Raw genomic sequence first — 21441 nt, 5'->3', positions numbered from 1 at the left:
GGATGGGAGAAATGATAATTGGACGGTGAACGAGTATGAGAAATATAGCAAAAAAGATCATGTGCAGCCTTTTAATTGCTGCCAGCTTCGGATCTACTACAGCTGTGACAGCTGTATCGAACAGTTCTGCTTTTACAGATATTGAGCAGTCCTATGCCAAAGATGCCATTAACCGCCTTGTCCAGCAAGGTATCTTGCGCGGAGTAGACGAAACACATTTTAATCCAAAGGGCTATTTAACTCGGGCCGAATTCACTGCTATTCTGGTCCGAGCGCTAAAGTTGCCGATCGATCAATCGAATACCACATCTCCCGAATTTTCCGATGTTAAGGGTTGGGCAGTGCCGTACATCAACTCCGCGCGTAACGCAGGCATAGTAGACGGAGTAGGTAATAGCCGCTTTAATCCAGATGGGCTTCTCACGCGTGAGCAAGCGGCCAAGCTGCTAATCTCGGCGATAACCTGGTCGAATGCGGCTATTGTTCTAGACGAACATGATACTCCCTCATTCGTCGATTCCAACCACATTTCTGTTTGGGCCAAACCCTACGTGGCGATGGCTGAAGAGCTAAACCTCATCTCTGGTAGTCCTGATGGCACTTTCAATCCGATAAGCAATGCCAATCGCGAGATGGCTGCCGTCATGGGTGTTAATTTACTCGACTCGTTGAATACCTATAGCAAGAAACCACCTGGTGAAACTGCCAAACCATCAGCGCCTACCCAATTTTCCGTAACGGAAGCTAATGGGGCTAGTATCACTTTTACGTGGATCGCGCCTTCCGACGTCTCCGGTATTGCGGGCTACGATATTTTTATGGGATGGGATGGAATAAAGATCGGATCGACAGCGGGTACTTCTTTTACCTTAGAGAACCTGGACCCTAACTTATCCAATACCGTTTTTTATGTAAAGTCGAAAGACGCGCAAGGACAATTGTCCGACAGATCCAACGAATATATATTTATAAAGGCCGACAAAACAAACTTAACTCTACGTCCTCATTATAGTAGTTTTACATATAATCAAGTAAACCAAGTGAGTTTGACTATCTCTGGCTATATTAAGCGAGCCGACGCTCAGCAGCGTGCTAAGCTTTATGTTAGTATCGATAAAGTGACGAGTAAGGACATTACGTTTGGCTCGGTTGCAGAACTGGGAGCGCCGGAAATTGTTCAGGAAGGTAGCCAATCGCAGCCTCTTGTCGTCGCTTGGGGAGGTCCGCAAGGTTTCGAACTTTCGGCTTACGTACAGTACGCAACACGCTTAAAGATGTCCGTTCAGATTCCAACAACTCTGCACAAGAAGGGATTCCATAAAACTCAATTTGAATTGCGAACGGCTGGTGCCAACCCTGTCGGACTTGCATCCTCAAAGGCCTTGATGACTGGAAGCCTAAGCCCGGTATAACCCTAAAAAACGAGTTTGAAGTTAATTTCCAAGTAGGTCAACCAGATCCGCACTATTGTGCGGTTCTTTTTTATTTCCGCGGATATATTCCATAAGGTACAGCAGATTTGTCATAAGACTGTCTATTCTTTTATAGTGGTCATTCCCCCTTATATCGTTTATATTCTTACAAAAAGACCAAACAATTGGTATAATAACAGGATCTAACCCCATGAGAACAACAAACTTCATAACACGTATTTCCATCCTATCATCGCCATCGAACAGGAGGTTCATTACGTTGTCCAAGCACGTTCTTCCCATTGTACATCCACCACTTTACGGCCTGCTCAGCTGGGCGTACACCCTTAGTACAACAAGTACAATGCCTCATTTCAACTCTTGGTTTTATAGCAACTTTATTCAGGTTTGCTGCAACAAAAACTATTTGGAGGAAAAACAGGAATTATTTTTCGACTTTTATCGAGGAGGCAATAACGAACTTAATCATAATCCTTTTATTTTATCCAGTACGCTTGATACACCTATGCTTTATGAGATTTTCAAGGACAAGCTGCACCCTTTTTTGACCAAAAAAATTAAGGAGGGCGTGTATCCTGTCTTATTTCTTGACGAATACCATATCTCCTATACGACCGCATATCAAGCTTACCCATTTCCCCATCATGTACTTATATACGGTTATGACGAGGAGCGCCAAATCTATCATACATATGGGTTTGGCAAAGATCTGTTATTAGGTTATCATGAAACCTCCTTTGAGGAACTGGAACAGGCTTTTCATTCTATTGATAACTATTTAAAAAATCACGAAATCTATGATCAATACAATTACTTTTTTACGCTTCTTCCTCATCTCGTCTACTCATTGAATATCCGATTAATTCATGAACAACTAGACGAATATTTGCGTTCAGTGAGTAGCAACAATGACCAGAACCGCTATTTCTCATCCGATATTGAGTATTTAGCATTCGGGATTTCCTGTTATGATCATCTTTCTGAACATTTTCAGATTATAAAAAATGATCCCGGGTCCCTTCTGAGACCTAATCCACCAAGGCAACTTCATTTGCTCTGGGAGCACAAAAAAATGTTAAGAAACCGAGTCGTTTTCCTCCAAAAAGAAAATAAACTTCCGCAGGATGAAAACTTTCTTCTTCGTTTCCTTGAACTGGAGCAACTTGCTCACCAATCGCGTAACCTATACGCCGAGCATGTCGTGAAGGAAGTACCCGATGTGTATGAACACATCAAGCAAAACCTGCAATATATGAAGGATATGGAACTTGAACTAATCCCTACTTTAATGAACCAACTTAAACAGCATAATGCGGAGCTGATTCCGCTCCCATAACGTTGCTTTCGCAACTAGCTCTGACGCTTATCCATTCTAGTGTAATTACAAAAACCGCCTGTAACGTCAGGCGGTTTTGTCTACTTTATAAAGCCCACTATTCAATCCAACCGATAACGTCCCTCATCAGTTTAAGAGTTGTGTCTGCAATCCGTCGCATTTTGACCAATTCCTCGCTATTGGCATAATCCAGCGCAACATATACCTCTGTCCCGAACCTACCGAAGGAACCTTCGATATGATAATTTCCGGTGGGCTGGCGGTATTCATTGATTACTTCCATATCGGGTAAAAAAGTCGCCAGCTTGTCCATCCGAATCAGAATACGAGGTGATGCTTCTTCTTCACCGTCTTCCGCAGTCGGCTCCCTCAATTCATTCCCTATACCAATCTCGTGAACAGGTCTATCCGGCTCAAAACAATAGTTTTTCAGAGCAACCGTCAATACTTGATCCATTCTGCCGATAGTCCGACTATAACTTAGCCCAGACATATCAATGTTTCTACCATCAATCCTAATATGCACCTGCTCGTCAAATCCCTCATCACTCAACGCTTGAAGCAACGAATGAGCTAATATATTTTCTACAATCCACTCGTCGATTTCATTAGCAAAAGAAGAGGTCAGCTGGTTAGACAACTCCTTATCCAAACTGAATCTATGTCTGTGCATGGCTGTATGATGCAAGCTAACATCATGATAGTAGCCAATGTTATGACCGCTTAGCTTCTCCTCTATTATTTTGGAATAAAGTTGAAACGAGTTGGTTTTGGCAGGTAAACGTATATCAAGCGAGGCATCGGCTTGCTTGTAGGCTGAGAACAAATCCTCTATTAAAATATTCCATGAGACAGCGTCCATCACTAGTGGATCTCCCATGACGGCCAAATAATCTCCCGCTTCCCCTTTAAACAAATGCGTCTCGAGACGACAGTCGGAAAATCTGTCCCTTCGGCGATTGGTGTCCTCTACAATCTGTTCTATGAAAGATAGACTTGGTTGATCTTTTGGTAACTCGCTTATATCGAGCTTGTAGAGAGGTGTAAACATTCCCTGATTGTACTGAGTAACCTCTCTTCCCTTAGGGAAGTACGCAATGCGAAGAGCATCGTGCTGTTCCATCAAACGCCCTAACACAAACGAAAGTAGTCTCTCATTGAATCCGCCGGGACGATATACTACTCTGTTGTCATATACTCTTCCACTTGTGCTTGCATAAGCTTTCGCCATATATGCTTGTTGCTGGCTGATCAAATCAACCTTTCCTTCAATCGTTCCCGAAAACAGGCTCCACTCTTGAAATACTGAAGCCGTACGCTTCAAAAGCGGCGCAGTGCTGGCGATTGTGAGGAAACGGAACATATCCTCTACTGCAAGCTTCCATCCCTCTTGCTCCAATTGGCTGCATACTCGAATAATCATAATGGAGCTACCTCCAGCTTCAAAGAAGGACTGGTTTCTATGAAAGGAACGGTGGCCCAAAAGTTTTTCCCATACATTAAATAAAGCGCTTTCTTTCTCGTTTTGCGGTTCTCTCTCTTGCTCTCCACCAGATGGGGGAACTTGTAACATACCTGCGGGATGTTTCGTCGGATCAGGCAGCGACTTACGATCCACTTTCCCAGTAGGAGTTAGCGGAATAGCATCCAACCTCATCATATAAGAAGGAATCATATACGTCGGTAGCTGCTCCGCAAGATATTGGCGCAACTTTGACGCATCCAATTTCTCCTCCCCTACGATATAGGCACATAACATCTGTTCCTCTTGTCCCGCAACCGGAATAGTATGAATGACCGCCTCGCGAATACCCGAGAATGCAAGCAGTACTTGCTCAATTTCGCCGAGTTCAATCCGGTAACCACGTATTTTAACTTGAAAATCTTTGCGCCCGATATACAAAAACTCCCCATTTGGAAGCTTTTTGACTATATCGCCAGTACGATAAAGCTTACCCTTCCGACAATAACGATGTTCAACAAATGCTATCTCTGTAAGGTCAGGACGATTCATATACCCCTGGCCAAGTCCAGCTCCGCCAATGTATAGCTCTCCCGGTATTCCGTCAGGTTGAAGCTGTCCGTCAGCATTCATAACCAGGAACACTGCCCCCATCAAGCCTCGGCCAATCGTAATCGGATTACGTTCCTCCGTAACCTCTTGTGCCGAAGCCCAAACCGTCGTTTCTGTCGGTCCGTACAAATTGAATATACGGGCGGATGGGTTCAAACAAGCTTTAAGTGAATGCCATACCGAAGGGGTCAACGGCTCCGCGCCAATCATAAGCAGGCTTAAGCGGCCAAAAGCCTCAGCAGCGCCGCTCTGTGCTGACCACCACTTGAATCGTGATGGAGTTAACTGCAAGACATCTACCTGTTCCTCTGTAAGTAGGCGGGATAAGCGGGAAGGATCATTTTTCTCCTGTTCACTTGCAAGTACAATCGTCATGCCAAGCGATAACGGAAACAGCGACTCTACAATAAAGATGTCGAAGGATACCGTAGCAAGTCCCAAAATACGTTGCCCCGACTGGAACGGCAATTGAGCTACAAAGCCAGCAAAAAAATGGGTCAAGCCGTGATGCTCAATCATAATACCTTTTGGTCGTCCTGTAGAACCGGACGTATAAATGACATAAGCCAAATTCTCTGCTCTAGACAACGTATCAAGATTGCTGTCATCCTCGTGATAACTTAACTCATCATCCAGATACCAAATACGCTCTGCGTCTATATCTCCTTTAAGCTCTCGCTGCACAAGCAAAAGACGGCAACCACAATCCTCCAACATATATTGTTTTCTTTCCTCCGGGAAGGAAGGATCAATAGCCAGATAAGCGCCGCCTGCTTTTAAAATAGCCAATATGCCAACCAACAGATCAGGTGAACGCTCTGCTATTAGAACCACAATTTGATCAGGAGTAAGCCCATCGCCCCGCAAAGTACGGGCAAGCCTGTTCGCGCGGGCGTTAAGTTCCCGGTAAGTCACAATCTGCCGCTTATACACTATAGCCGGAGCTTCAGGAGTAAGTACGGTTTGCTGCTCGAATTGCTTATGCGCCGTCAGTTGTCCCCTTACGTAATCCATCGAAAAATCAAAGCAGACCATTAACCTTTCCTCAGTGTCTTGCTCTGTAAGTAATCCGATAGAAACTAGACCGATATCAGGATCATCCAGCACCTGATCAACAATATGTAAATAATATCGCATATAATGTTCTATTGTATCTGCTCTAAATAACGATGTGTCATAGACCATTTGCAGCGTAACATCATTGTCATCCTTACGACATTGCAAAGAAAACGCTAAAGAAGCCCCAACATCGGCATAGTGAGGGGAATTAGAGTCCCTATATCGGAACATCGAAATATACGGTGCATTATCGAGAGCACCCACCCGCTCCGAATCAAACCTCGTTACAAGTTCTTCGAATAGATACTGACTATTGCGAAGTCCATACAAACATTTCTCCTCTACTTGCTGAAGCAAATCAGAAAACCTAATCCTCTCGTCAAAGTTGACCCTTATCGGTAACCCCAGTCCGTTCGGAAGTTGTCCGTTCAAATGTTGTGTGTACATCAGTTCGTTTGACATAACCGAGGTACCAATCAACATATCTAGATCACCCGTCAGCTTGTATAACAAAGCAAATTGGCATGACAAAAACAACGACTCCTCAGTCGTATGATGATGCTGCACATACGTTGCCAGCCGTTCCATTCGCGAGCTTCCTACATTAGTTGTTACAATATCACCTTTAAAAGAACTAGTGATATCTGGTGTCTTATCGTAAGACAACCCCAATCTCGGCAGTGGCTCCGTAAGCTCTCCGAGCCAATAGCTTTCCATCTCTTTGTTTTTGTTGTCCATTATTAAGCCCCCTGTTTCGATACACACGTAAACAAACGTCAATATTGAATATTGAGTAAAGACTTATTGCCTTTCCTAAATTTTCTTCTGTGTTACGATCATCATGTGAGTTCAGGCGCTTACAATGGAAAGTTAATCAAGGAAGGATATCGTCTGGGGTGTCATGCATTGTATCGCGAATTATGTCGATCAGCTAATTATTACTGTACAATTTCTAGAATCATTGTTCAATACAAAAAATGAGTTTCACAATGAAAAAGAACCACACAATTGTGCGGTTCTTAAGATTGATTTGTCTATGCAATTGCCTTAGGCAGTTGACTTTGACTAATCATATCTTTCCTTCGATATGCACTTAACATAAGACCTATTGCTGCTAATTCAAAAACTGTTTGGGAGCTCCAATTCATGATCGGCAAATTTAGCCCCATAATAGGAAGTAGACCAAGGCACATCAGTAGATTCCATATGAGCTGAATACCCAGCACAGTGGTTAAAGCAGTTATTATCCCCCTAGCGTAGCCATCTTTAAGCAAACGGCCCATCCGAGCTAATCTTATAACAAACACAAGAGAAAACAGAATAAGTACTACACCAAACACCCAGCCTAGGCTGTATACCAAATATGAAAATTGCATTTCACCGAATGGAATGGGTAGTCTGTTGTTAACAGCACCTAATCCCTGCCCCCACATCCCTCCCGATTGAATCGCTTCTACGGAACGTTCGGTCCAGTAGCTGGCATCCGTTTTCTTTTGTGCAAATCCTAATAACCGGATCCAAATAAACTCTTTCCTCCATGGATCCTGGTGAAAGAGAACAGCTACAAACGAACTGGCAAGCGCAACACTATATAGAAGTAACTTTTTTCTTCCATCCATGATTAATAGAGCGACAAGTCCTATACAAAAAACACCAAAATAAGATAATGCAGATGCCGATAAATAAAAAAATGCAGGAAGCATCATAAACGTTGTAATATTCCCGACAAATCGTACTAGCAAAAATAATTTACTTTTCAAGTCCTTCTTCCTCTGAAGATGTAGTATTCCAGCAATAGAAATCAAAAATAAATAAGGTGATGCTGCATATATATTCAAGTTAAACGGGCCCAAATCAATCCATTGTTGCTTCCCATTAACATGTAACCCACCCACTTTAGTTAGTACCAACAATAATAATGTTGCACAATATAGTAGCCAAGAATAGCGTAGCAACTTACGATAATCAGCAAAATACAATGCGATCATGACTGCCGTACCGATGAGACCGCAGAATAATTTATTGGTAATAGAAAAAACATCTGAGTAAGCTTCATGTAGCGCAAATATAGAAACCACAGCTATACAAACCATTCCTACAATTAGCGCAATAACGCTCCACTCTGGCTTTGGTTTATGTACTGCATGAAAGCCAATACCGACCTGCTTTGGATCACCCATCTGCTTCAGAACGTCATTCACTATTTCATCTAGGGATTTATCTTCTTGATCACTTCTTTCCTCTGCTAGTTCCTCCAGATGAGCCATCAATTCAAGTCGTATGTCCTCATGTACATCCTTAGCTTTCACTTGCCCACAAACCCGCTCCAAATACTGAACGATTAACGGATGTTTGCCAAACCCTTTTAGACCTTCACTCATAAGCTGCCCTCCCCGATTACCCGGTCGACCGTGGAACGAAACAACTGCCACTCCCGCTGCTTCTCAGCAAGCTGCGCACGTCCCTCATCCGTTAACTTATAGTACTTACGCTTTCGGCCACCCTCCTCATTCCAATAAGCTTCTACCAGTCGTTCTACCTCAAGCGTATGTAAAATGGGATACAACGTACCTTCTTTAAAGGTGAATACGCCCTCAGAGCCTCGTTCGATTTCTTTCGTCATTTCATACCCATACATATCTTTACGACTAAGCAATGTAAGGATGAGAATAACCGTACTCCCTTTCATTAACTCCTTATTAATTTTCATTGTGAACCCTCCCTATGCATCGAAATACTATACATCGAATATCTATGTATTAGTATAAAGTAATTTATCCATTTTATGCAAGTGTACTTAAATAGATAAAATCCAAATCCTGTTCACCTCCTACCTATACTGACAATCGCAACAACTCATTCGTTCACTTTTTAAAAATATATGTAAGTAACATTTACAAATACAAGCTTTGACAAAACTAAGCATATTGTACAGAATAAGATATATATATATCGACACACACACTTATCAAAAAAAGGAGGATTTATAAGTGAACCATCCCTATGGTCTTACAAAAGATGAAAAAACTTACGGTATGCTTAGCCATCTACTTGCATTATCAGCATTTTTCATTCCTTTTGGTTCCATTATTGGACCACTCGTCATCTGGTTAATCAAAAGAGATCAATCTGCTTATATCGATGCACAAGGCAAAGAATCAATGAACTTCCAATTATCCATCCTGATCTATACGATTATTTCAACTATTCTTGCTATCATCCTTATCGGATTTTTCCTATTAATTGCAGTCGGTATTTTCTGGCTTGTAATGGTCATTATTGCTGCAGTTAAAGCAAACGATGGTATCGTTTATCGTTATCCGCTAACTATTCGTTTCTTTAAATAATACTGTAATGAACAAAGAACCCCACAACATCAGCGAGTCTGATCTGTGGGGTTCTTTATTCTTTGTTTATTTTATATTTATAGACCGACCGGCGAAGAGAGCAATACCTTTACCTGCTCCCAAGTTAGTACCTCTTTAGGTATCTCTTGTTCGAACTTTACATCTTTGTTTAGCTCTGTATAATGTCCCGAGAATGAGAAGCCAACCTTATTAATTAGGCCGCTTTCCTTATTCGTTACTTCCATATTTACTTTACCATTCTGATAAACAAGATATTTATCTTTAATCGCGCCTGTTAGCTCTAGAGTATGGATTTTCAAATCATTTTGAAGCACATTAAGAAGCTCTGTTTTGTCAGTATCCCAATCTGCCTTCAGCTTTTCTAGCTCAGCTTTCTCCACTTGCAACACTTGATGAGATGCTTCATTTGCAAGAACGATATCGAGTAGCTCCGGCAACACTTTATTAACTAATAGCTCTACTGTCCCAGCATAATTTTTATCATTAATTGCAAACGTGACAACTTGATCAACCTTTAGCCCCTCGATCAACTGAGCATCTGCTGCTTTTACTTTACTGAAGTAAGTCTTCTCATCAAAATGTTTCAAACCCGCAACCGAAAATTCTTTTATAAACTTCTGTAATTCTGCAAAAGAAGCTGGCGAATTTGTACCTTGGTCCGTCGCTAATTTATCCAAATCCACTACAACATATTTTCCTACCACTGACTCTGGAAGTTGTAATAACGGTAGCACTGGTAATTTTACATACAATAAATTTTCTTGCATAATCATTGGAACTGTAAGCTTCATATCCATCATACCTGGTAATACAATTTCAGCATTCATATCGGTTCGCACCGATTTTTTGGAATAGTGAGCGTCGACCTTAATCGTTGCATCCTTTAATATTCCTGCAAAGCTGCCTATCGAGAAACCTTTTGCTTCTGTCGCAACAGGTAGATCTAACTCGTTTATTTGTATCGTCGTCGAAAGTTTATACGATTCTGCGTCCATTGTTTTCAAGATTGCCGCTTGTAGCGCTTGTTTAGGTGGTGTAGCTCCACTGCATCCTGAAATAACGACTGCCGTTATCATCATAACAATAAGTGCAAATCGAGATAGTTGCTTCATGAAAATGTCTCCTCCATCGTACTTTTTATTAGCATCTCCAGTCTATACTAATTTGAGCATCATTAGAAGCACGCACCAAAAAATCCCGCCTCAATTAGCTGAGGCGAGACCTTTTATACCGCTCATTAACCTTGTGGATTATGATGATCCACATGGTTTTTATTTTTTGTTTTTTTCGATCCAGACAACGGTTCCTGTTGCCCTTCGTTATTTCTTTGCTTGCTCTTCTGATTATGAGGAACGCTATCTGGAACAGGTACACTATCCGGCTTACCCATTTTCAAAACCTCCTCTATTACGTGTGTTAGTGTTGATGATCCAAATCTGCCGGTTGATCAAAATTTATAGAATCTTGATGACGACGATCGTTTTTATCTTGTTGAAGCTGCTGTGCCTGATGACTGTTAACAGGCTCCACATCTAGCGCCTCTACAACGTTCGACAAGTTCTTATCTGCAGTACCCTTCGCCTTCGTCATGTTCTATCCACTCCTTAAGCGTGAGTCAATTGCTGCAATGCCTGCGCACATTCATGCAAGTGCCTCTTATAGTCGTGAATCAATTGCTGGATAATATCCGTTCTCTCATCGACGGTCACATTATCCTTTTCTACATCAATAAGTTCCACCTTTACTTCACGACTATCCACATACGTCACTTTAAAATCAACCTCATAACCTTGATGCCCGGCAGCAAAAATCGTGACTCGCAGCGATTTGTCATCTACTTCATCACGATGCACCTCACAGCGATCGGAACCCTTTAATGTTTCTGGCAACGTTCGTTGCCATGCTTCAGCAAGCTTCTCTGGATCTATACGAAGCTCATCAGATTTAGCCATAAGTAAAACACCTCCACACCATTAAGATGTGGAGGTGCATTTGCTTTTATACATCGAGTGCATTCAATCGGCTATTTTAACAAGCTGCGTTTTTTCTACATCAGAATCGGTAAACTGTTTAAGTCTTTCACTCGGGTCCTTCTTATATTTAATAATGGCCATCGTTTTTTCATCACCCTTTAGTTCTTTCCAATCTGCATCTTCAAGAACTACAAACATATCTCCGTAACGTCTTGCATCCCCAATAACCGTGTTACCCTTATAAGCGACCGAAATGGATTGTCCGTCAACGTTGATTTCAGACTTACTTTCCTGGGCAAATATTATCCCTTTGCCTTTCTCGATCGCAGGTAATGATTTAAGAGCCGCTACTTTATTTTCACTTCTGACCTCTTTAATCAGCCCTTTTTTCAAAAGTGCTTTTGCTGTTGTTTCATCCATGATTACGATTTTTTTATCTTTATCTGTTGCTAATTTAATACGGTACACATCTTTTTCTTCGAACCTATTGACCTCTTTAAGAATTGCATCTTCTACTTGCTTCTGTTCACCATATACGATGAAACCATTTGCTTTCGAAAACATACCACAGCCTGCCATAATAGATCCCGCTATAACAGTCGCTGCACACAACATCACCGCTTTATTCCATTTCATTATATATCGCCCCTATCTGAGTGTAGTCCTTGTTACTCTCTACAGTATAGGGTGCAAGGGAATGATGAGCCATTTATCTTAGTGACAAGAAACTTACAGCAATGTAAGAATCCATTATATTTCTGAGAATATAAAAACCCCAACGATAATCGTTGGGGTGTAAGTTCTTATTAGGGTAAAGATGGAGGAGAGAGTGGGACTCGAACCCACGTGAGCTTGCGCTCTAACAGTTTTCAAGACTGCCCCGTTATGACCGCTTCGGTACCTCTCCATATGTGTAAGTCGTAACAAAAAATATTGTACCACAAGATCCAAATATAATGCAAGTACTATTTTTAACTTGTGGTACAACTTATTTTTAACTCTAATTAACGAGCTTCAATCACGCTAACTCCACCCATATACGAACGAAGTACCTCTGGGATAACGACAGAACCGTCAGCCTGCTGATAATTCTCCAATATAGCAGCTACTGTACGTCCTACTGCTAGACCTGAGCCGTTTAACGTATGCACGAACTCTGGCTTACTCTTCAGATCTCTACGGAAACGGATTCCAGCACGACGAGCCTGGAAGTCTTCAAAATTAGAGCACGAAGATATTTCACGATACATATTAGCACTTGGAATCCACACTTCAAGATCATAAGTCTTCGCAGATGTGAAGCCCATATCTCCTGTGCAAAGTGTAAGTACACGATAAGGTAATCCCAGTAGCTGAAGTACCGTTTCAGCATCATTCGTAAGTTTCTCCAGCTCAGCATAGGAGTCCTCAGGCTTCACTAGCTTAACTAGCTCTACCTTATTGAACTGATGCTGGCGGATAAGACCGCGTGTATCTCTACCTGCTGAGCCCGCTTCAGAACGGAAACAAGCGCTATACGCGACAAATCCTTTTGGCAACTCTTCAGCATCCAAAATTTCTTCACGATGAAGGTTAGTTACTGGCACTTCCGCTGTCGGAATCAAATAATATTCCGTATCTTTAATTTTGAAGAGATCCTCTTCAAACTTCGGAAGTTGGCCCGTACCGATTAAGCTATCTCGGTTAACGATATATGGCGGCAAAATTTCTTCGTAGCCATGTTTATCGCTGTGCAAGTCCATCATAAAGCTGATCAATGCACGCTCTAGTCTTGCACCTAGACCACGGTAGAATGTAAATCTTGAACCTGTAACTTTTGCAGCACGCTCGAAGTCAAGAATACCAAGCTCTTGAGCGATATCGTAATGAGCTTTGGGTTCATAGTCGAATTGTGGCACTTCTCCGATGCGGCGAAGCTCCACATTTTCTTCCTCAGATGCGCCAACTGGAACACTTTCGTTCGGGATGTTAGGAATGTTTAAAGTTAATTCCTCCATCTGAACGTCAATCTCGCGCAGTTCTTCATCCAAAGTCTTAATACGGTCGCCAACCTCTCTCATCTCAACGATGAGGGCATCAGCATCTCCACCTGATTTTTTCAGCTTCGCAACCTCTTGAGATACAGTGTTACGGCGACTTTTTAGCAGCTCTGTCTCTTGAATGAGCTCACGACGCTTTACATCAAGTGCTGGGAAACCTGCAATAAGATCAAGTGAAGCACCACGATTTCGTAGTCCTTGCTCAACCTTTTCGAACTCTGTACGTAATATCTTTACATCTAACACGTTAAATAAGCTCCTCTCTGGAGAGAGTAATTAGTTTTGTTGTTATAGTTAACTCTTCTTAAGCTTTCGCTAACGCTGCTTCTTTAACCATCTCTAGGAAATAAGCATGAAGACGGTAATCATCCGTTAATTCTGGATGATAGGACGCAGCAAGAAGCGTTCCTTGTCTTGCTGTTACGATTTCACCCTTATAAGTGGATAGTACATCAACTTCAGGGCCAACTGACTTAATGAGCGGTGCACGAATGAATACAGCTCGTATAGGCTCATTGATACCTTTTACATCTAGATCCGTTTCGAAGCTCTCACGTTGACGACCAAATGCATTACGTGCAACGGTCATATTCATGAGCTCAAGATGTGCATCCTCTTGTCCTTCAATCTTACCCGCAAGAACAATTAGTCCTGCACAAGTACCGAATAGTGGCTTACCTTCTGCTGAGAAGTCTCTGATCGCATCCATAAAGCCATATCTACGCATAAGCTTGCCAATCGTCGTGCTTTCCCCACCAGGAATTACAAGACCATTTAACTCGCTTAACTCCTCTACTCGCTTAACGGCGACCGCTTCTGCGCCCGCCGCTTCTAAGCTACGTATATGTTCTGCAACAGCGCCTTGAAGCGCAAGTACTCCAATTTTCATCGTTTTACTCGCCATCCTTTAAAGGGCCGGCCTCCCCTATTGGATCGACCGGCTCCTGCTTCATTCTTATATTCCGCGATCTTGCATACGCTCAGATGCATTTAGCTTCGAAATTTCGATACCCTTCATTGGAGCACCAAGGTTTTTCGAAACTTCAGCAATTAGTTGGTAATTTTGATAATGAGTTGTTGCTTCAACGATTGCACGAGCAAACTTCTCAGGACTGTCCGATTTGAAAATACCAGAACCAACGAACACGCCGTCTGCTCCAAGATGCATCATTAGAGCCGCATCTGATGGAGTTGCTACACCGCCTGCTGCAAAGTTAACAACTGGAAGCTTTCCACTCTCGTGAACGCCTAGCAATAGATCATAAGCAACACCTAGAAGTTTTGCTTCATGATATAGCTCGTCCTTCGACAAGTTTTGAATTTTACGGATTTGACCGTTGATTAGACGAAGATGACGTACCGCTTCTACGATATTGCCTGTTCCAGGCTCGCCTTTGGTACGAAGCATTGCTGCGCCTTCTTGAATACGACGAAGTGCTTCACCCAGGTCTTTCGCGCCACATACAAATGGTATAGTGAAATCATGTTTGCTAATATGGAAAACTTCATCCGCTGGAGTCAATACTTCACTCTCATCGATGTAGTCTACGCCCATAGATTCCAAAACCTTAGCTTCTACATAATGGCCGATACGAGCTTTAGCCATAACTGGAATAGAAACAACTTTCATAACTTCTTCTACGATTGTTGGATCAGCCATACGGGCAACGCCGCCAGCTGCACGGATGTCGGAAGGAACGCGCTCAAGCGCCATTACTGCTGTAGCACCTGCTGCTTCTGCGACCTTAGCTTGCTCGGCGTTCATTACGTCCATAATGACGCCGCCTTTTTGCATTTCTGCCATACCACGTTTTACGCGCGAAGTACCTGTTTCCATCTGTCTTTTCCTCCTATTTTTTATCCCTTGGAATATCGATTATACCGCAGTAGTTCTATCCATAGATTTTACAGGAATGCTGGTAAATCGACAACCCTTTATTTCCTTGTAACATACTCGGATTAGAACAAATCTAAAATACTATTAAATAAGTTCGAGAAGAAATCACCAATAGCACGGAAGAATAGACGGAACCAACCTGCTTTCTCTGCTTCTTCATTCGTCACTAGGTTAACCGTATATTTTAAATCTTTGCCTGTTGCTTCATCAGTATACTTGTACGTTACTGTACCAACCTTCGTATTCGCTTTAATTGGGGCAACTAGTTCCTTCTCTGGAAGCAACTCAAAGCTATCCATTGTTACTTTAGCTTCTACACCCTTTTTAACCATAAACGTAATATCTTTTTCCGTTACGACAGGAATTGACTTCTTTTTGCCTTTTTTAATCTTCACTTTTTCCACTGTTTTAACAACGGATTTTGGTGGAAGGATAGTCTTTTTCTCAAATGTAGCATATGCATAGTTATATAGCTTCGCCGTTTCGAAGAAACGTGTACTCTTTGTGCTTGCATCCATAACTACGCTAATATAGCGAATGTCACCTTTTTTGACCGTACCTGTAAAGTTATAACCTGCTGCCTCAGTAAAACCAGTTTTCATGCCGTCTACACCTTCGTAGGCCAAATGCTTAAGACCTATTTGGTTTACGTTTGATCCCAGCATGTAGTTAAAGTTAATCATTGGTTGTGTATCACGTTCACGGAATTTATATGACTGTATGCTTGAGTACTCCAAAAACTCAGGGTGTTCTTGTAAAATAATACGTGCAAGCTTCGCCATATCAGCAGCCGACATCACCGTAGTATCTTCAAAACCTGTTGCGCTAGTAAATACAGCTGATTTTAGACCAAGCTCATCTGCTGTTTTATTCATCTTTTCTACAAAGACATCAATACTGCCAGAGATTGCAGCAGCAAGTGCTTTTGTTGCATCATTTGCCGATCCTACTGCCATAGCTATATATAAATCTTTAACCGAATGCTGATCGCCTGTAGCCAAATAAATTTGTGATTCGGACGGGTGCGTACCTTCTACTTCAGGACTAACTGTAACGATTTGTTCCCATGTCATGCGACCGCTTTTAATTTCATTCAGAACAATATACTCCGTCATCAGCTTCGTCATACTTGCTATTGGCAAAGGTTCATTCGGAAGAACCTCGAATAATACCTGACCTGACTCCGCTTCGATTAATATCGCTGATTTCACCTGTAAACCAAGTGAATTTTCCGTACTGGGCCTTTTGTCAAAACCTACTGCTAATGCATTTGTCGCACCCAGTGACAACACAGCCAAACAAATCGCCAAACTGGCAGCTATGACGGACAATAACCGAACCGGCCTTCCCATTACTTTCACTATCGTTCCCCTTTTCCCATTTATTTTTCCATTAAATTTCTCGAACATAATTGTAACATAGGAGAACACTACAATAAAACCTCTTTCACCTCTTACTGCGGTAGGAGACATGTATTGTAAACTTACTTCGTCACATAATACCCAATAACATAATAAAAAAGACAGAGGCACCCATGAAGTGGCATGTCTCTGTCTTTTTGTTAACCAATATATAAAAAATATTATAGGGAGTAGTTAGGTGCTTCTTTTGTAATTTGTACGTCATGTGGATGGCTTTCACGTAGACCTGAGCCTGTGATACGTACAAATTGTGTATCCGTCTTAAGCTCTTCAAGCGAAGACGTTCCGCAATAACCCATACCTGAACGCAATCCACCAAGTAGTTGGTGTACAGTGTCAGCAAGCGGCCCTTTGTAAGGAACTCGACCTTCGATGCCTTCTGGAACAAGCTTGTTTTCGTTTTCTTGGAAATAACGATCCTTGCTTCCTTCCTTCATTGCACCTAATGATCCCATGCCGCGGTACACTTTAAAGCTACGACCTTGGAAAATTTCAGTCTCTCCCGGGCTTTCTGAAGTACCAGCAAACAAACTACCGATCATGATGGCACTAGCGCCGCAAGCGATCGCCTTTGTAATGTCACCGGAATACTTAATACCGCCATCAGCAATGACAGGAATATTGTATTCTCTTGCAACTGTCGCACAATCATAGATAGCTGTAATTTGTGGTACGCCAATACCAGCGATAACTCGAGTTGTACAGATAGAACCAGGTCCGATACCTACCTTAACAACTGAAGCTCCAGCTTCAATCAAGTCTCTTGTTGCTTCGCCTGTTGCAACGTTACCTGCAATGATCGTTAAATCAGGGTAAGCATTACGCAACTTACGAACAGCTTCAAGAATGTTAATGTGATGTCCATGTGCAGAGTCTACAACTAAGACGTCAATTCCTGAGTTAACGAGTGCTTCTGCACGGTCCATTGTATCTTTAGAAATACCTACAGCTGCTCCGCAAAGCAATCTGCCATGAGTATCTTTAGCTGCGTTAGGGAACTGAATAGCTTTCTCGATATCTTTAATCGTGATTAGGCCCTTCAGTACATTAGATTCATCAACGAGTGGCAATTTCTCAATCTTATGTTGTTGAAGTAGAACCTCAGCTTCTTGCAACGTAGTACCTACTGCTGCTGTTACAAGGTTTTCATGAGTCATAACTTCACTAATCTTTATGGAATAATCGTGTACGAAACGCAAATCCCGATTAGTCAAAATACCGACCAACTTCTTATCTTGGTCCACAATCGGAACGCCAGAGATACGGTACTTGCCCATGAGCTCTTCTGCATCATATACATGATGGTGTGGCGTCAATGAAAACGGGTTAGTAATAACTCCGCTCTCCGAACGCTTCACGCGATCAACCTCTTCTGCTTGTTGCGCGATGGACATATTTTTATGGATAATGCCGATACCGCCCTCACGAGCTATTGCAATCGCCAAAGCAGCTTCCGTGACGGTGTCCATGCCTGCGCTGATCAACGGGATATTAAGCTTAACACTTTCGCTTAATTTAGTTGAGATGTTAACTTCTCTAGGTAGCACTTCTGATTTGCGCGGAACAAGCAAAACGTCGTCGAACGTTAGCCCTTCTTTAGCGAATTTCGATTCCCACACGAGTATGTTCCTCCTTTAATTTCATTGCCTCTGACTTATATTATTGCAATATTAGCAGAGGGGGTAGGGGCTGTCAAGGCTGGTCAAATGGGGATAAATCCCTTACTTTTCCCGTAATGGCAAGCCTCCACAGTTCCATTCTTCAGAAAAAGTCTGCTAAGTACGTTGTTCGTTCGGGTATTCGAGAATGTAAGCGATTTATCGTGTCGATTTGGGCTGAAATGCCATTAGAATACGATAATTCGGACGCTGTTCGATATCCAATAAAAAGTGAAGCTAACGCTCCAATTCCTGCTCGAATAATAGGTTTTCCATCTTCAACCTCGTTCACTCTGGACAAATGCCCCTTTCCTGACGAATTAATCGTCAATTCATATGTACCCGCATTCCATGGTGCATACTCATCCTTTACTTCGAGGTAGAAGTGATCGGATTCAGCACTCTTTTGAAACGGATAAAGGTTAATAAACGCTTCAAGATCAACTATCCTCGCCATAAAATACGGAATGATTTCTTGTTTAATACGAGGCTCCTGTAAAAAGTCCGCCAGTCTATCATCGATTGGTGCATCTAAAGAAACTTTGTCGATCATAGAGTCATGTTGTGAAATAAATGTCCAAAGTGCTGATCTAGATTCCTCATTCAGATGTACCAGTTCATGTATTTTTAACTCTTTTTCTTTTACTTGATAGATTAAATAACCTTGAGCTTTCCCTGTATTGTCAGAGTAAAGTACAACTTGTCCCTGCTTATTTTGCCAAACTCGTCTTTCCCACCATATATTTGATCGAACCAAAGTGCCATTATAACGTTCTGCGAACTGATCATATACTTGTTTTAATTCGGAGTATCCACTTTTACGCTCAATTTTCCCTGGAGAGTTAGTTCTTAAGGGCAACTGTGATGTTGTAAGTTCGTATTGCTTATATTCAATATAAGTTTCCCAACCAAACTTACGATAAAAACCAAAAGCAAATGGATGAAGAAACGATAATGTTTGTCCCTTTTCCTTCATCTCCTGAAGTGCATGTACTAAAAGTTTTCCTACTAATCCTTGTCTTCTATATTCTGGCCAAGTAGCTACCCCAGCTACACCGCCCATCGCAAAAGATTTCCCAGCAATATTTGTATGTAACTCCAAAACAGTTGCCTGTGCCGCAATTTGATTATCAATAATAACTGCAAAGCGGTCAGCAGGTATAATTTGAAAATTAACCTTTAACTCTTCTATTTCTTCAGGTGAACGTTTAAATTGAAAAGCAAACTGAGATAACTCAACGCTTTCAGTAAATCTATCCAAACCTATACGTTCAATTCGCAGATTTTCAGGCATTAAAAGATCCTCCTTGAATAATAAATATACCCGTTACCATATCATGTAAGTATTACGTCTGTAAATAAGGACAACTTCTACTCTTTTTGCTTCTTTGCTTCTTAAGAAGCGTCTAATCACATTTTATTAAATGAAAAAAGCATAATACCTTCGAAATTAGGTTCATATACGTGTTAGGAAGATAAAAAACGATTCAAACTACAAGCAAGACTCAACATAAAAAAGAATAATTGAACAACTATGTTTTTCTAGTACCACACTATGTGAGGACACTAGATCCCTTATTTGTTCCATATCGCCTGTTTTGCGATTTTGGAGGACACAGAATCTCTTATTTATTTTTGAAAATGTTCTAATTTCTCGCACCATTTTGGTGTGATAACGGATTCTGTGTCCTCGAATATGTATTTTCGATACATTTTACACAAATAGCTGATCGTATGTCCTCTTGAGTAAGATCCTCCTCTATCCTACGCTTCAAGTATCTCATTCGTAAATTGTGAGGTTGAGCTTAGTTAGTGCAGAAAAAATTTGAATAGTAGGTTTTAGGCAGTACGCGTTGAGTTCATTTAAAAATCGTATGGGTTTTTGGGAATGACATTCAAAATTTTTAAGATGAATAACTTTCATAGGAGAAGGCAGTTGGTTTGTTGGTTTTGGTTTGTTGGTTTTGGTTTGTTGGTTTTGGTTTGTTGGTTTTGGTTTGTTGGTTTTGGTTTGTTGGTTTTGGTTTGTTGGTTTTGGTTTGTTGGTTTTGGTTTGTTGGTTTTGGTTTGTTGGTTCTTCGCAATGTCTTTTCCTCACAAGATAAATAACTCTACTTCATCTGAAATGCTCCAACCCCGGGTTGATAAGTGTATTTTTACACTAAGAGAGCAAACAAATTAGGTTTTTCATAATAAATAAGTGTATTTTTACGCTTAAAAGAAGTACTTATTGACCTTCCTCAGTAAATAGTGGGATATATGCGCTTAGATTGAGGAATTAGAATGAGAACTTACATTGAGGAATTAGAATGAGAACTTACATTGAGGAGTGGGCTGATAGTAATTTCTTCGTGCTTGGCAACGGCCATTCCGCACCGGATGAATTTGCATCTCGAGCTACATCACGGTCGGCATCTAAACCTTCCGCTAAAAACCGAGTCAGCTACGCCGAGTTACTTCGATTAAAAGGGTTAGATACTCTCCCAGTAGGGAGAAGAACGTTGCCATAGGAATGTGCATTGGCATAGCCAACATGCACATTTCTGTACGCACAAAAAAACTACCGCAGTTAGATGCGGTAGTTTATTCGTGCTTGGCAACGTCCTACTCTCCCAGGACCCTGCGGTCCAAGTACCATCGGCGCTGAAGGGCTTAACGGTCGTGTTCGATATGGGAACGCGTGGTTCCCCTTCGCCATCGCCACCAAACGTGACATTTGCTCGTGGCAAACATCTGCTTCAAAGCGTTTTGCGCCCTGAAAACTGGATACGAAAGATCTTGCTTGAATGTCTTTAGCTGTTTGCTTACAAGTTGTATGACCTATATAAGCGTATTAGGATAAGCCCTCGACCGATTAGTATTCGTCAGCTCCGTACATTACTGCACTTCCACCCCGAACCTATCAACCTCGTCGTCTTCAAGGGGTCTTACATACTGGGAAATCTCATCTTGAGGGGGGCTTCACGCTTAGATGCTTTCAGCGCTTATCCCGTCCGTACTTGGCTACCCAGCGGTGCTCCTGGCGGAACAACTGGTACACCAGCGGTACGTCCATCCCGGTCCTCTCGTACTAAGGACAGCTCCTCTCAAATTTCCTACGCCCGCGACAGATAGGGACCGAACTGTCTCACGACGTTCTGAACCCAGCTCGCGTACCGCTTTAATGGGCGAACAGCCCAACCC

The 21441-nt window shown here is 41.9% G+C and carries 19 protein-coding genes, 1 tRNA gene and 2 rRNA genes; 5 read left to right on the top strand and 17 right to left on the bottom strand.

Annotated elements, in window-relative coordinates; all coding sequences use genetic code 11:
- Nucleotides 1-35 precede the first annotated feature (35 nt).
- Nucleotides 36-1412, top strand: coding sequence for an S-layer homology domain-containing protein (locus I6N90_RS22190; RefSeq protein ID WP_197937907.1), 1377 nt, complete (start codon nucleotides 36-38; stop codon nucleotides 1410-1412).
- A gap of 280 nt (nucleotides 1413-1692) precedes the next feature.
- Nucleotides 1693-2769 (top strand): hypothetical protein, encoded by a 1077-nt coding sequence (locus I6N90_RS22185; protein WP_197937906.1) that lies wholly within the window; start codon nucleotides 1693-1695, stop codon nucleotides 2767-2769.
- 97 nt (nucleotides 2770-2866) lie between these two features.
- Here I6N90_RS22185 and I6N90_RS22180 read toward each other — a convergent pair whose 3' ends face one another.
- From I6N90_RS22180 to I6N90_RS22170, 3 genes are all read right to left on the bottom strand, one after another.
- Entirely contained in the window at nucleotides 2867-6640 is a 3774-nt protein-coding gene (locus I6N90_RS22180; protein ID WP_197937905.1) for a non-ribosomal peptide synthetase, read from the bottom strand.
- A 296-nt stretch (nucleotides 6641-6936) separates the two neighbouring features.
- The gene (locus tag I6N90_RS22175) at nucleotides 6937-8283 is read right to left on the bottom strand and encodes an FtsW/RodA/SpoVE family cell cycle protein (RefSeq protein WP_197937904.1); all 1347 of its coding nucleotides are present in this window, start codon (nucleotides 8281-8283) and stop codon (nucleotides 6937-6939) included.
- Nucleotides 8280-8612: a PadR family transcriptional regulator gene (locus I6N90_RS22170; RefSeq protein ID WP_197937903.1), complete on the bottom strand. Its 333-nt coding sequence runs from the start codon at nucleotides 8610-8612 to the stop codon at nucleotides 8280-8282. The genes I6N90_RS22175 and I6N90_RS22170 overlap by 4 nt, the downstream gene beginning before the upstream one ends.
- Before the next feature lie 280 nt (nucleotides 8613-8892).
- Between I6N90_RS22170 and I6N90_RS22165 the strand changes: the two genes are divergently transcribed.
- Nucleotides 8893-9249 carry a DUF4870 domain-containing protein gene (locus I6N90_RS22165; RefSeq protein ID WP_332262497.1) on the top strand — a complete coding sequence of 119 codons (357 nt, stop codon included), beginning with the start codon at nucleotides 8893-8895 and terminating at the stop codon, nucleotides 9247-9249.
- Between the two features lie 77 nt (nucleotides 9250-9326).
- Here the strand turns inward: I6N90_RS22165 and I6N90_RS22160 are convergent, their stop codons facing one another.
- The 12 genes from I6N90_RS22160 to I6N90_RS22105 all read right to left on the bottom strand — a co-directional run bounded on the left by I6N90_RS22160 (nucleotide 9327) and on the right by I6N90_RS22105 (nucleotide 19552).
- A complete protein-coding gene (locus tag I6N90_RS22160; protein ID WP_197937902.1) occupies nucleotides 9327-10382 on the bottom strand; it encodes a hypothetical protein in 1056 nt (351 codons plus the stop codon).
- 125 nt (nucleotides 10383-10507) lie between these two features.
- On the bottom strand, nucleotides 10508-10660 hold the full coding sequence (locus I6N90_RS22155) for a small acid-soluble spore protein P (protein WP_197937901.1): 153 nt from the start codon (nucleotides 10658-10660) through the stop codon (nucleotides 10508-10510).
- A 26-nt stretch (nucleotides 10661-10686) separates the two neighbouring features.
- Nucleotides 10687-10860 carry a hypothetical protein gene (locus I6N90_RS22150; RefSeq protein WP_197937900.1) on the bottom strand — a complete coding sequence of 58 codons (174 nt, stop codon included), beginning with the start codon at nucleotides 10858-10860 and terminating at the stop codon, nucleotides 10687-10689.
- Nucleotides 10861-10874: 14 nt separating this feature from the next.
- The gene (locus I6N90_RS22145) at nucleotides 10875-11222 is read right to left on the bottom strand and encodes a hypothetical protein (RefSeq protein WP_197937899.1); all 348 of its coding nucleotides are present in this window, start codon (nucleotides 11220-11222) and stop codon (nucleotides 10875-10877) included.
- 63 nt (nucleotides 11223-11285) lie between these two features.
- Entirely contained in the window at nucleotides 11286-11879 is a 594-nt protein-coding gene (locus I6N90_RS22140; RefSeq protein WP_197937898.1) for a lipoprotein BA_5634 family protein, read from the bottom strand.
- Between the two features lie 182 nt (nucleotides 11880-12061).
- Nucleotides 12062-12150 (bottom strand) — tRNA-Ser (locus I6N90_RS22135).
- A gap of 97 nt (nucleotides 12151-12247) precedes the next feature.
- Nucleotides 12248-13528: a serine--tRNA ligase gene (gene serS / locus I6N90_RS22130; protein ID WP_197937897.1), complete on the bottom strand. Its 1281-nt coding sequence runs from the start codon at nucleotides 13526-13528 to the stop codon at nucleotides 12248-12250.
- A 58-nt stretch (nucleotides 13529-13586) separates the two neighbouring features.
- Nucleotides 13587-14171, bottom strand: a complete 585-nt coding sequence (gene pdxT, locus I6N90_RS22125) for a pyridoxal 5'-phosphate synthase glutaminase subunit PdxT (RefSeq protein ID WP_197937895.1) — start codon at nucleotides 14169-14171, stop codon at nucleotides 13587-13589.
- A gap of 66 nt (nucleotides 14172-14237) precedes the next feature.
- Complete coding sequence (gene pdxS / locus I6N90_RS22120) at nucleotides 14238-15119, bottom strand: pyridoxal 5'-phosphate synthase lyase subunit PdxS (protein WP_197937894.1); 882 nt, start codon at nucleotides 15117-15119, stop codon at nucleotides 14238-14240.
- A 122-nt stretch (nucleotides 15120-15241) separates the two neighbouring features.
- Nucleotides 15242-16531 (bottom strand): D-alanyl-D-alanine carboxypeptidase family protein, encoded by a 1290-nt coding sequence (locus I6N90_RS22115; RefSeq protein ID WP_232243271.1) that lies wholly within the window; start codon nucleotides 16529-16531, stop codon nucleotides 15242-15244.
- Between the two features lie 230 nt (nucleotides 16532-16761).
- Nucleotides 16762-18219, bottom strand: a complete 1458-nt coding sequence (gene guaB / locus I6N90_RS22110) for an IMP dehydrogenase (protein WP_197937893.1) — start codon at nucleotides 18217-18219, stop codon at nucleotides 16762-16764.
- Between the two features lie 142 nt (nucleotides 18220-18361).
- Nucleotides 18362-19552 (bottom strand): GNAT family N-acetyltransferase, encoded by a 1191-nt coding sequence (locus I6N90_RS22105; protein WP_197937892.1) that lies wholly within the window; start codon nucleotides 19550-19552, stop codon nucleotides 18362-18364.
- Between the two features lie 647 nt (nucleotides 19553-20199).
- Between I6N90_RS22105 and I6N90_RS22100 the strand changes: the two genes are divergently transcribed.
- Both I6N90_RS22100 and I6N90_RS22095 read left to right on the top strand, forming a co-directional pair.
- Nucleotides 20200-20367 carry a hypothetical protein gene (locus I6N90_RS22100; RefSeq protein WP_197937891.1) on the top strand — a complete coding sequence of 56 codons (168 nt, stop codon included), beginning with the start codon at nucleotides 20200-20202 and terminating at the stop codon, nucleotides 20365-20367.
- Nucleotides 20368-20567: 200 nt separating this feature from the next.
- Complete coding sequence (locus I6N90_RS22095; protein WP_197937890.1) at nucleotides 20568-20768, top strand: hypothetical protein; 201 nt, start codon at nucleotides 20568-20570, stop codon at nucleotides 20766-20768.
- Nucleotides 20769-20849: 81 nt separating this feature from the next.
- Here I6N90_RS22095 and rrf read toward each other — a convergent pair.
- Both rrf and I6N90_RS22085 read right to left on the bottom strand, forming a co-directional pair.
- A 5S ribosomal RNA gene (gene rrf, locus I6N90_RS22090) occupies nucleotides 20850-20966 on the bottom strand.
- Nucleotides 20967-21092: 126 nt separating this feature from the next.
- Nucleotides 21093-21441: ribosomal RNA gene (locus I6N90_RS22085) — 23S ribosomal RNA — on the bottom strand; the annotation flags it as partial.

This window comes from Paenibacillus sp. GSMTC-2017 (genome assembly GCF_016019935.1).
Classification (GTDB): Bacteria; Bacillota; Bacilli; order Paenibacillales; family Paenibacillaceae; genus Pristimantibacillus.
Note: the sequence above shows the minus strand (reverse complement) of the source record. Positions and strands in the feature narration are given on the sequence as shown.

Excerpts from the sequence above, each read along its gene's own strand:
- I6N90_RS22190 (WP_197937907.1), top strand. The coding sequence starts at position 36 with ATGAGAAATATAGCAAAAAAGATCATGTGCAGCCTTTTAATTGCTGCC.
- I6N90_RS22180 (WP_197937905.1), bottom strand. The coding sequence starts at position 6,640 with ATGGACAACAAAAACAAAGAGATGGAAAGCTATTGGCTCGGAGAGCTT.
- I6N90_RS22175 (WP_197937904.1), bottom strand. The coding sequence starts at position 8,283 with ATGAGTGAAGGTCTAAAAGGGTTTGGCAAACATCCGTTAATCGTTCAG.
- I6N90_RS22170 (WP_197937903.1), bottom strand. The coding sequence starts at position 8,612 with ATGAAAATTAATAAGGAGTTAATGAAAGGGAGTACGGTTATTCTCATC.
- I6N90_RS22160 (WP_197937902.1), bottom strand. The coding sequence starts at position 10,382 with ATGAAGCAACTATCTCGATTTGCACTTATTGTTATGATGATAACGGCA.
- I6N90_RS22155 (WP_197937901.1), bottom strand. The coding sequence starts at position 10,660 with ATGGGTAAGCCGGATAGTGTACCTGTTCCAGATAGCGTTCCTCATAAT.
- I6N90_RS22150 (WP_197937900.1), bottom strand. The coding sequence starts at position 10,860 with ATGACGAAGGCGAAGGGTACTGCAGATAAGAACTTGTCGAACGTTGTA.
- I6N90_RS22145 (WP_197937899.1), bottom strand. The coding sequence starts at position 11,222 with ATGGCTAAATCTGATGAGCTTCGTATAGATCCAGAGAAGCTTGCTGAA.
- I6N90_RS22140 (WP_197937898.1), bottom strand. The coding sequence starts at position 11,879 with ATGAAATGGAATAAAGCGGTGATGTTGTGTGCAGCGACTGTTATAGCG.
- pdxT (WP_197937895.1), bottom strand. The coding sequence starts at position 14,171 with ATGAAAATTGGAGTACTTGCGCTTCAAGGCGCTGTTGCAGAACATATA.
- pdxS (WP_197937894.1), bottom strand. The coding sequence starts at position 15,119 with ATGGAAACAGGTACTTCGCGCGTAAAACGTGGTATGGCAGAAATGCAA.
- I6N90_RS22115 (WP_232243271.1), bottom strand. The coding sequence starts at position 16,531 with ATGGGAAGGCCGGTTCGGTTATTGTCCGTCATAGCTGCCAGTTTGGCG.
- I6N90_RS22105 (WP_197937892.1), bottom strand. The coding sequence starts at position 19,552 with ATGCCTGAAAATCTGCGAATTGAACGTATAGGTTTGGATAGATTTACT.
- I6N90_RS22095 (WP_197937890.1), top strand. The coding sequence starts at position 20,568 with ATGAGAACTTACATTGAGGAGTGGGCTGATAGTAATTTCTTCGTGCTT.